This window comes from Prevotella amnii DSM 23384 = JCM 14753 (genome assembly GCF_000378745.1).
GTDB classification, from domain to species: Bacteria; Bacteroidota; Bacteroidia; order Bacteroidales; family Bacteroidaceae; genus Prevotella; species Prevotella amnii.
Map to the genome: position 1 here is coordinate 23,446 of NZ_KB905286.1, position 10,933 is coordinate 34,378.

The 10,933-nt window shown below is 33.7% G+C and carries 7 protein-coding genes and 1 pseudogene; 7 read left to right on the forward strand and 1 reads right to left on the reverse strand.

The window, feature by feature from the left end:
* Positions 1-111: 111 nt before the first annotated feature.
* Positions 112-2,301: a glutamine synthetase III family protein gene (locus F596_RS0107540; RefSeq protein WP_008450838.1), complete on the reverse strand. Its 2,190-nt coding sequence runs from the start codon at positions 2,299-2,301 to the stop codon at positions 112-114.
* Positions 2,302-3,066: 765 nt separating this feature from the next.
* On the opposite strand from F596_RS0107540, the gene F596_RS0107555 reads away from it, so the two are divergent.
* From F596_RS0107555 to F596_RS11535, 7 genes and pseudogenes are all read left to right on the forward strand, one after another.
* Complete coding sequence (locus F596_RS0107555) at positions 3,067-6,294, forward strand: SusC/RagA family TonB-linked outer membrane protein (protein ID WP_024992764.1); 3,228 nt, start codon at positions 3,067-3,069, stop codon at positions 6,292-6,294.
* A 10-nt stretch (positions 6,295-6,304) separates the two neighbouring features.
* Positions 6,305-7,876 (forward strand): RagB/SusD family nutrient uptake outer membrane protein, encoded by a 1,572-nt coding sequence (locus F596_RS0107560; protein WP_024992765.1) that lies wholly within the window; start codon positions 6,305-6,307, stop codon positions 7,874-7,876.
* A 369-nt stretch (positions 7,877-8,245) separates the two neighbouring features.
* Positions 8,246-9,067, forward strand: a complete 822-nt coding sequence (locus F596_RS0107565) for an ABC transporter ATP-binding protein (RefSeq protein WP_008450847.1) — start codon at positions 8,246-8,248, stop codon at positions 9,065-9,067.
* 108 nt (positions 9,068-9,175) lie between these two features.
* Complete coding sequence (locus F596_RS0107570) at positions 9,176-9,421, forward strand: hypothetical protein (protein WP_008450792.1); 246 nt, start codon at positions 9,176-9,178, stop codon at positions 9,419-9,421.
* An 11-nt stretch (positions 9,422-9,432) separates the two neighbouring features.
* Positions 9,433-10,167, forward strand: coding sequence for a GIN domain-containing protein (locus tag F596_RS0107575; RefSeq protein ID WP_024992766.1), 735 nt, complete (start codon positions 9,433-9,435; stop codon positions 10,165-10,167).
* Positions 10,168-10,183: 16 nt separating this feature from the next.
* A complete protein-coding gene (locus F596_RS0107580; RefSeq protein WP_019036472.1) occupies positions 10,184-10,681 on the forward strand; it encodes a hypothetical protein in 498 nt (165 codons plus the stop codon).
* Between the two features lie 13 nt (positions 10,682-10,694).
* Positions 10,695-10,933 (forward strand): annotated as a pseudogene (locus F596_RS11535) (IS982 family transposase); the annotation flags it as partial.

A 10,933-nucleotide genomic window follows, 5' to 3' on the forward strand; every position in this document is an offset into this window, starting at 1 on the left:
ATTTGTTGTAATATTTTCCCAAATGGGAATAACAAAAAGGACTGATACTTCGAGAGAAGTATCAGTCCTGATTTATAGAAGTTGATAGAAGTTTTATTATATATAAAATTATTATCTTATAAAAAGTAGTTCTCGATATTTGGGAAGTGTCCAAAGCTCATTGCTTACTATAAGTTCTAACTTATCTATTTGATAGCGTATTTCTTCCATCTTAGGTGCTATAGTGTCATGATATGCAATGGCTTTTTTGCGTTGACTTTCTATTTTGTTAGCAATCTTGCGTGTATTGACAAGTTCTTCTACATCTATTTCGATAGTTTTAATACGATTAGCAATATCTTTTATTATACTAATATTGCTCTCAGTAAGTTTTTTCCCTTCTTCTCCTCCAAATATGTCCATCATGCTTTTAACGTTCTTAGCTAATAGCGTTTGATATTCAGTGGCTACAGGTATTATATGGTTCATGGCAATATCTCCTATAACACGTGCTTCTATCTGAATGCGCTTTGTGTAAGTTTCCCATTTCACCTCGTTACGTGCTAATAATTCGTTTTTCGTCATTACGTTTGTAAGCTCAAACATTTTAACACTTTCTTTATCAAGGTAACGATCGAAACATATAGGGCAGCTTGGTTCGCAGTCTAATCCTCGTTTATATGCTTCTTGCTTCCACTCTTCGCTATATCCATTGCCGTCAAATCGTATTGGTTTACATGTCTTAATGTCTTCACGAATAATATCAATGATGGCAGAAGTTTTATTCTCTCCTTTTGCTATGAGTGTATCTACGCGTTTTTTAAAGTGTATTAAGGCTTCAGCTACTGCAGTGTTTAGTACTATCATAGCTGATGCGCAGTTAGCTTCAGAACCAACAGCTCTAAACTCAAAGCGGTTACCTGTGAAGGCAAATGGTGAGGTACGGTTACGATCTGTGTTATCTATTAGAAGTTCAGGTATTTCAGGAATGTCCAGTTTCATTCCTTGTTTACCTTCAAAAGTGAATAATTCTTCTTTATCAGCCAGCTCTATATGATCAAGCAACTCTGTAAGCTGAGTACCTAAAAAGGAGGAGATGATAGCAGGAGGAGCTTCGTTAGCACCTAAACGATGGTCGTTAGTAGCACTCATAACCGATGCTTTTAATAACCCATTATGCTTATAAACAGCCATCAATGTTTCTACAATAAATACTACAAAGCGCAAATTGTCTTCTGGGGTTTTACCGTTACGATGTAGTAAAACTCCCGTATCTGTGGTTAAGCTCCAGTTGTTATGCTTGCCACTACCATTTATACCATTAAAAGGTTTTTCATGTAAAAGCACACGAAAGCTATGCTTATGTGCTATCTTTTTCATTAGCGACATAAGCAGCATGTTGTGATCTACAGCTAAATTACATTCCTCAAAGATAGGTGCTAATTCAAATTGTCCCGGTGCTACTTCGTTATGACGTGTCTTAACGGGAATGCCAAGTTGTAAGGCTTCTATCTCAAGGTCTTTCATATATGCCTGTACACGTTCAGGTATTGTACCGAAATAGTGGTCGTCCATCTGTTGGTTTTTAGCCGAATCATGCCCCATTAAGGTCCTACCAGTAAGTACTAAGTCTGGACGAGCAAAGAAAAGATCTTCATCTACAAGGAAATATTCCTGTTCCCAGCCAAGATTGGCATGTACTTGTTTTACATTTGGATCGAAATATTGACATACTTCTGTAGCAGCTTTATTTATTGCTCGAAGTGATTTTAGTAATGGTGCTTTATAATCTAAAGCCTCACCAGTATAAGAAATAAAAATTGTTGGTATACAAAGAGTGTCATCAATGATAAATACCGGGCTTGTAGGGTCCCATGCTGAATATCCTCTTGCCTCGAAAGTATTACGTATACCGCCATTTGGGAACGAGCTGGCATCAGGTTCTTGCTGTACAAGGAGCTTGCCAGAGAAATCTTCCATCATACCTCCTTTGCCATCATGGACTACAAAAGCATCGTGCTTTTCGGCAGTACCTTCAGTTAAGGGTTGAAACCAGTGAGTATAATGAGTAGCACCATTATCTAAAGCCCATTGCTTCATACCTTGTGCCACTGCATCGGCTATGGAGCGGTCGAGCCGTGTACCATTATCGATGACATCTACTAACTTCTCATAAACCTCCAAAGATAGATACTTGTACATCTTTTCGCGATTGAAAACAAGCTTACCATAATACTCTGCTGGACGCATTTCTGGTACTTCTACAGGGAGGGGGCGCTTTTTAAAAGCACGTTCTACTACGTTAAATCTTAAATTTGCCATATTTTCTTACCTTGTGTAAAAATATTAGTTGCAAAATTACTAATAAATTATCTTTAGTAAGTAAAAAACTAACAGTTTTAATAATAACTATTTGTAGTGTTAAGGTGAGAGATAAGAAATAATAGTTGGTTAAAAAAACTGTAAAAGTTAAATTTTCAGAACATAAAACGTCATCTATTAAAGATGAAAAGGTAATGTTTCAGGAATAAAAATAACTTATTTTTGATTCATTTTTAATCTATTTTTATAAGAAAAATAGCTTATTTTTACTATATTATAAACTCTTATTAATGGTAAAAAGAGTATGTTTTAGTCATAAAAACATGTGTTTTGTCTTAAGAAATAATGTTGTTTTGCTTTAATATAAAGTGTTTTTGTGTGTGGTTATATATTTGTTTTTTTTGTTATTGTACATGTTTTTTTATCAAAAATGTGAAAAAGCATGTAGAGATACTTTTTATTAAAAATGATATTTTCATGAAAGAAAGATTATATTTAGACGTTTTTTATATATTATAGTTTTCTCTTTATTATTTTTTATTGAATAGATTTGTATGAAAATGTAACGATATGTAAGCTCTTTAATGAAGGGTAAAAAGTTAAAAATGGCTTTATAAAAGATGATATAAGACATGAAATTTTCATTAAATGTACTTTTTTGCATATAAAAGTAAAAAAATAGGTAATAAAATTTTGCAATTTAAAGATAACTATATATTTTTGCGAGCAGTAAATGTTTAATGTTTAATTTTTATCAAAAATCTTATGGCCAAAAGACTTTATATGATTTTTGCAGGTATTGCCCTAAGTACGGGTATAGCCTTTGCACAATCGCAGGTTACAGGTACAGTTGTAGATGATAAGGGTAATCCTGTCATAGGTGCCTCTGTGCGAGTATCTGGTACTCAAACAGGTTCTGTAACTGACTTAGATGGTAAGTTTGCTGTGTCTGCTCCTGCTAATGCACAGTTAGAGGTTACTTATGTAGGTATGCATCCTACAAAGGTAAAAGCAGGATCTAACATAAGAGTAGTTTTACAGAGTTATGATAAAGAGATTGACGAGGTAGTAGTTGTGGCGTATGGTACGGCTAAGAAACAATCTTTAGTAGGTGCTCAGTCGAATATCTCTGCTAAGCAGTTAGAGAATCGTCCTATTACTAATGTGTCTACAGCTCTTGCAGGTGCAGCTCCAGGTGTGCAAGTAACAACAGCTTTAGGTCAGCCGGGCTCATCTTCAGGTGTTATGATTCGTGGTTTTGGTTCTATCAATGCTTCAAGTGATCCGTTATATATAGTAGATGGTTCTGTTTATAATGGCTCTTTGGCTGATATTAATCCACAAGACATAGCAAGCGTATCTATTCTTAAAGACGCTTCAGCAACAGCTCTTTACGGTTCGTCAGCAGGTAACGGTGTAGTGCTTATAACCACTAAGCAAGGTAAGCGTAAGGGTAGTGCTCCTACGTTGACTTTTACTACGAGTCAAGGTATTACTCAGCGTGGTCAAGAGCGTTACAAAACGCTTAGTGTCAATCAGTATTTTCCTGTACTTTGGCAGCAGTGGTATAATCAGCATCAATTCGAAGAAGGCATGTCTAAAGAGCAAGCTGCATTATTGGCTAACTATGATATGTTTTTTGATTTCCGTGGTGATGTTTTTAATCCTTTTGCAGGCATTAAGACAGGAATTAGTTATGATGAAAGAACAAACACTTTTGGTACTACGCAAGATAAAACAAAATGGGTAGACGGAGTACCTCAAATAGTAATGCCAGACGGAACTCTTAATAAAGAAATAACAGGTCTTAAATGGGGTGATGATTTAGATTGGGAGAAAGCTCTTTTCAGAACAGGTTACAGAGGAGAGTATAACCTAAGTGGTTCGTATAGTAATGATAAGGTGTCTACGTTTATGTCTTTGGGGCATATTAAAGAGCAAGGTTACCGCAGAAATACTGAATATGAACGCACGTCAGGTCGTCTTAATTTAAACTATAATGTAAACAAATGGGTTGATTTAGGTGGTAATGTGTCGTTTGTACATGCAGCAAGCGTAGCACCAAAGAAGTCATCTGGTTATTTCGATTCCAACTCTTTTAGTTTCTTACAAGGTATAGCTCCTTTCTATCCTATACATAAGCACGATCCTATAACAGGCGAATATGTATTAGATCCACAAACAGGTAAGAAGGTGTTTGACTATAATAATGGGCGTCCGTATAGCGCTCGTTTTAATCCCGTTTATGAAGGAGAGTTAGACCATTCTACTACTACTCGAGATATGTTAAGCTCTCGTGGGCACGCTACTTTTAAAATAATGCCAGAACTAAAGTATACGATTAATGCTGCATACGATCTTAGTATGATAAAAAAGAAGGTTAGATATAATAATATTATGGGCGACCAGCCTTCAGGATTACTTTCAATAGAAGATTTTGCTACCAGCACGCTTACTTTTAATCAGCTTTTAGAATACTCAAAAACCTTTGGCGAACATGATATTACAGTTCTGTTAGGACATGAGTCTTATAAGTATACTGCTACCGATCTTAATGGTGCAAAAAAGAATATGATGGTATTGGGTCTTGATGAGTTCTCTAACCTTACTAATATAGTTGGATTAGATTCATATACTGATAATTATAGGAAGGAAGGTTATTTCGGTAGATTAAACTGGGATTATAAACAGAAATATAATTTCTCAGCTTCTTATCGTAGAGACGGCTCTTCACGCTTTGCTCCTGATTGCCGTTGGGGCGACTTTTGGGCTGTTGGTGCAGGCTGGCACATAGGAAGAGAGGCTTTCATGAAAAGTACTTCTAAATGGTTAGACGACTTAAAGCTTAGAGCATCTATTGGTCAGACAGGTAATGATAACTTAGAGAAAAATTACTATGCTTATCAGACTTTGTATAGCTTTGGATCAAATAACCTTGATGAAGGTGGCTTAAGGCTTTATTCTTATGCCGACCCAACACTTCGCTGGGAGGCTCAAACAAGTTTAGATGTGGCTGTAGAATATAGCTTATTTAGTAGAGTATATGGTACTTTTGAATACTTTAACAAAGAGTCTTCTGACTTGATATTCCCTTATCCTTTAGCCAATTCGACTGGAGTTACTGAAATAAATAAGAATATAGGTAAGATACGTAACAGTGGTTTTGAGTTTGATATCAATGCTATACTTGTCAAGACTAATGATTTGTCATGGAAGATAAATCTTAATGGAACACACTTTACTAATACTATATTAAGACTTCCTAAAGAAAACCGCGAAAACGGTATAGAGTTAGATTATCAAAAATATATGGAAGGTGGTAGTATATACGACTATTATCTAAATGAATATGTTGGTGTAGATCCTGATGACGGTATGGCTATGTATCGTTTAGACAAAGAGCTTTATCCTAATGCTAAACCATTAGCAGCAGAGGGTGAGAAGGCTACTTTAACTAAGAACGGAGAATTAGCTAAAAAGCATTTTTGTGGTACATCTATTCCAGACTTGTATGGTGGATTTGGTACTACTCTTACTTGGAAGAATTTCGAGCTGGGGGTTAACTTCTCTTATCAGCTTGGTGGCAAAACATACGACTCTGGTTATGCTAGTTTGATGGGACGCAAGCTACAGGCAGGCTCTGCTATGCATGTAGATATGCTTAAAGCATGGAAACAAAAAGGAGATATAACAGATGTACCTCGCTTAGATGCAGGGAATGGAGGACGATATGATGCTACACAAAGCGATCGTTTCTTAGTATCAAGCTCTGCTCTTATGCTAAAGAATATTAGCTTAGGTTATAATTTACCAAAGAGTTGGCTAAGCGCAGTTAATCTTAAAGGAGGAAATATTAGTATAGCTGCAGAAAATTTATTCTTATTATCTGCTCGAAAAGGACTTAATCCTATGGGACAGTTCTCTGGAATAGTAGGTGCAGCAGGATATGCTTATGCACGTACACTTACAGCAACTCTAACTATAACATTATAAAAGAATGGTTATGAAAAAAATATTATATACAGTATTAGTAACTTTGCTCTTAGCAGTTAGCTCTATATCATGTTCTGATGATTTTCTTAATACAGAATCGAGTACATCTGTAAACAAAGAGACAGTGATAAAAGATGCCAGAAGCCTGCATGGTCTTCTCAATGGATTACATAATATGATGTATATGTATGCTTGGGGAGATGCTACACATTTTTGCGGTGTAGGGCATCGTAGTCTATGTGCACAGCTTGATATGATGGGAGATGATATGATTAATACTAATCCGGCAGGTTGGATGTCTATTTATCGTTATCAAGATCATATTAATCCTAATGGTGATATTAACGCTAAGGTATGGGATATGTATTATACTTTGATTCATCATGCTAATCTTTTGATATATGGTACTGAGTCGAATAAAAACATATCAGAGGAAGATAAAAATGTTCTTCTTGGTGAAGGATATGCATTTAGAGCTATGAGCTATCATATATTAGTTCAGCTCTTTGGACATCGCTATGTAGCAGGAGGGGCTAATGATTATTTGGGTGTACCATTACGTCTTTCTACCGACAGCATTGCTCCAATGGCTCGTAACACAGTTGCAGAGGTTTATGCTCAGATAGATAAGGATATAACAAAGTCGCTAAGTTATCTAAAGAATGTTCCTGATCGTGGTGTTAAAAATGTAATTTCATATTCTGCAGCTTTAGGTATAGCTGCTCGTATAGACCTAAGTAAGTCAGACTGGGAGAAGGCTAAGGAGCATGCAGATGAAGCTATAAAGCATACCTCTGCTACCTTGCAAAGTGGAAAAGCTCTTTTAGATGGGTTTAACAACTTAAATGCTTCTGAGTGGATATGGGGATATAGGCAAGCATCAGATCAAGATAATGGCTATTTTAGCTTCTATGCTAACTATTCATATAACTTTATAGGTTATAACCAAATCTTACGTTATGCTGTAAATAGAGATATTTACGATAAGATGGGAAAGAATGATGCTCGTAGAGGTTGGTGGGTAGCTTTAGATCAAGGCAACTCTATTCCTAAGGATGCTAATCCTCAATATTTCCCTAATAATGGTAAATGGGAGATAACGGGGCAATCTATTAAGTTTAAAGCTAAGTCTGCAAATAATGGTATGGGAGATGCTCTGATTATGCGCTTGGCAGAATTATATTATATAAAGGCAGAAGCAGAAGCTCGTTTGCATGAAGATGACGCTGCACGTGAGACACTTAACACTATAATGAAGACTCGTGATCCTGATTATAACACAAAAGCATCTGGTGAAGAACTTATAGAAGAGATTATGAGGAATAAGCGAATAGACTTATGGATGGAAGGACAACGCTTCTTTGATATCAAGAGGCTCGGTATTGTTTTCGACCGTTCTAAAGCAAAAAACTTTAGTTATTTGAAAGAAAGTAATAGAGAAGCTGCACTAAATCGTAATAGAGGAGCTAATGCTCTTAATATTCCTAAGACTAAAGAAAGTGTTTATTGGCAATTTGCTATACCATATCAAGAAATAAAGGCAAATAAAGAACTAATAAAACAGAATCCTCTATCTGAATAAAAAATGAAAAGATTATAACAGAAAAGTTATAAAAGCATTTAAGTAAGTAGATTAATAATAATAATTGTATATTAAAGAGCTATATCTATCTATATATAAAGATAGGTGTAGCTCTTTTTATTTATAAAGTATTTTGTTGTAGATAAATTTTCCCTACATAACTTTAATAATAGAAATAACCAAACTATATAAAACACAATAATTTTCCTTTTTTACATATAAAATGAAGCTATAATGTTCTAAACTATTTTCTTTTTTTTGAAAATTATTGTAGAAAAGTTTGGAGGATACTATTATTTATCTTACATTTGCAGTGTACTATTCACCTGGTACACTAATATTTTTAAATTTCTAAAACATAAGAGGCTTATGATAGAAGTATCTAATTTAACATTTAACTACTCAGGAAGTAAACACAAGGTGTTTTCTGACTTTAGTTTGCAATTGGCTAATAACCGTATTTATGGTCTATTGGGTAAGAACGGAACAGGTAAGAGCACTTTGCTTTACCTCATAGCAGGGTTGCTAAAACCTAAGAATGGTAGTGTGAAAGTAAATGGATATATAACAAAAAATCGTGATCCTGAGTTTTTACAAGATATCTATATTGTGCCAGAGGAGTACGACTTACCTAATATGTCTTTAGAATCTTATATAAGGATTCATCAAGACTTTTATCCTAAGTTTGATAAAGAAGTTCTTAATAATTGCCTAAAAGACTTTGATATTACTGGTGAGATTAATTTTAAGCAATTATCTATGGGACAAAAGAAAAAGGTTTATATGAGCTTTGCTTTGGCATCATGTTGTAGCCTACTTCTTATGGATGAGCCTACTAATGGGCTTGATATTCCTTCAAAGGCTTCATTTAGAAAGGTAATAGCAGGTAATCTTTCTGACGATTCTTCACTTATAATATCCACTCATCAAGTACATGATATAGAACAATTACTTGATCATGTTATTATAATAAATCACTCTGAAGTGAGTTTAAATGCTGCGATAGATGAAATTACACAGAAATATAGTTTTGGTTATTGTCAACCAAGCGATATGAATAGTAATGTAGTATATGCAGAACCATCACTTCAAGGTAATGCCTACATATCTATTCGTGAGCAAGGAAAGGCAGAAACACAGATTAATCTGGAATTGTTATTTAATGCAGTAACACAAGGAAAGATAAAATAAAATAAGTTATTCTCATGAAAAATTTTTGCTTTTGGAATATAATCTTATTTGTAGGATTAGCTCTTATTACTTTAACTATGGTATAATGTGTAAAAAATAATAAAACTAATGATAAAAAAAACTTATATAATAGAAACAAATTCTTTCAACAAATTAAAGTTTGCTGACGCCGGAAATGTTTTTATTCATATAGGAAACAACAGTTTTATGAATATTACTATGATAGATAAAGATAATAATAGTCTTCTTGCTACTTGTTTAAAAGATAATGTTCTGTTAACATCTTATATAAACGATCAATATGATAAAGTTAATATAAGAAGTCAGGAAAATATAAATGCTAACGATCTATAAAGTTTAAATATATGAAACAATATATCTCACATGCTATAAGATTAAGTATATTTCTATTAGTTATAACTATAAGTAATAGTTCTTGTCTGAGAAAAAGAATTACTTATGGAAAAGTTGTTACTCATACTATGAATGTAAATGCTTTTGATAGTATGGAAGTATCTGGCAACGCTTCAGTTACTTTATTTCAAGGGAAAGAATATAAAGTAGTAGTAAAAGCTCCGAAGAAAGTGCAAAATTTAGTATATGTAAGTGCGACAAAAGGGAAGTTGTTTGTAAAAGTAAACGATTTGCCTAACAAAAATCCTATAATTTTTAATCGTAATACAAACCCTATTACATTAATAAAAGTTTTTGTTATAGTACCTTCATTAACAAATATTGCTATATATGACAATGCTGATTTTTATATTAATAACCATTTTAAGGCTAAAAAATTAGAAATTAAAGTATTAGATAATGCGGCATGTAATGTAAAACAGCTTTATGCTAAGGAAGTAAAAGTAAGTGTTACGGATAATGCAGATGCTTATTTCGAACACTTTAATGTTATTAATTCTAATATAAATGTAACAGATAATGCTTATCTTGATATTAAAAATGTTGATGCTGAAACTTCCATAATATCAACATCAGACAATGCTTCTGCAATTTTAAATGGTAAAGTAAAGCAAGGTATAAAGACTTTCATGTCAGGAAATAGTAGTATCCAAAACAAAGTTAACAATCTTAGAGACAATAAATAAAAAGGAGGAATAGAAAATGAAGACATTTAAAATAAACAGATTTTGGAAAGTATTTACGCGTCTTTTGTTAGTGCGCAGACGCGAAATGACAAAGTGGTTTCTTACTATGAGTGGTATTATGCTATTTATATTACTGGTATCAGCTCATGTTTGGGATTTCTCTCCTTATACAAAGACAGAATTGTTTTCTCATTATTTACCACCACTTACTCCTATTGCATCAATTCTTCTGATATTAACGTTAAACTTTGGTTGTTATATAACTCATGATTTAGAGAAAAAACAAGCACGTATAAGTGAATTGATGTTACCAGGGTCAAAGTTAGAAAAATATATTGCGCGTATTATCTATTGTTCAGTAGTATTTATGATTATAGTAGTACTTGCTTTAGGTTGTGCTGATTTTTTACAACAAAGTATCACTATGATTGTACATAGAGGTGTGAGAGTATCTATAATAGGAATATATTATGATGAATTTAGTAGAAATAACCCGTTGGCGGAATTAAAATAATAGATAAATTTATATGAAAGAAAAGTTGTACATACAAGAATTTATTTGTAACTTAGTATTGCTCAATACATTAAGTTATAAAATCAGTATGCACAACTTATATACAAATTTCGTAAAAATCCTTGATATATGCAAGCTATTCTCAAAAGATTTAGTAAATGAGCAAGGTAATATTCCACGCCCAGGCGTCGTTCCGAGATTTAGCGACCTTGAAATAGTATCGCTTTCCATAGTAAGCGAGGCAATGGGCAT

Coding starts and splice junctions, on each gene's coding strand:
- F596_RS0107540 (WP_008450838.1), bottom strand. CDS start 2,301: ATGGCAAATTTAAGATTTAACGTAGTAGAACGTGCTTTTAAAAAGCGC.
- F596_RS0107555 (WP_024992764.1), top strand. CDS start 3,067: ATGGCCAAAAGACTTTATATGATTTTTGCAGGTATTGCCCTAAGTACG.
- F596_RS0107560 (WP_024992765.1), top strand. CDS start 6,305: ATGAAAAAAATATTATATACAGTATTAGTAACTTTGCTCTTAGCAGTT.
- F596_RS0107565 (WP_008450847.1), top strand. CDS start 8,246: ATGATAGAAGTATCTAATTTAACATTTAACTACTCAGGAAGTAAACAC.
- F596_RS0107570 (WP_008450792.1), top strand. CDS start 9,176: ATGATAAAAAAAACTTATATAATAGAAACAAATTCTTTCAACAAATTA.
- F596_RS0107575 (WP_024992766.1), top strand. CDS start 9,433: ATGAAACAATATATCTCACATGCTATAAGATTAAGTATATTTCTATTA.
- F596_RS0107580 (WP_019036472.1), top strand. CDS start 10,184: ATGAAGACATTTAAAATAAACAGATTTTGGAAAGTATTTACGCGTCTT.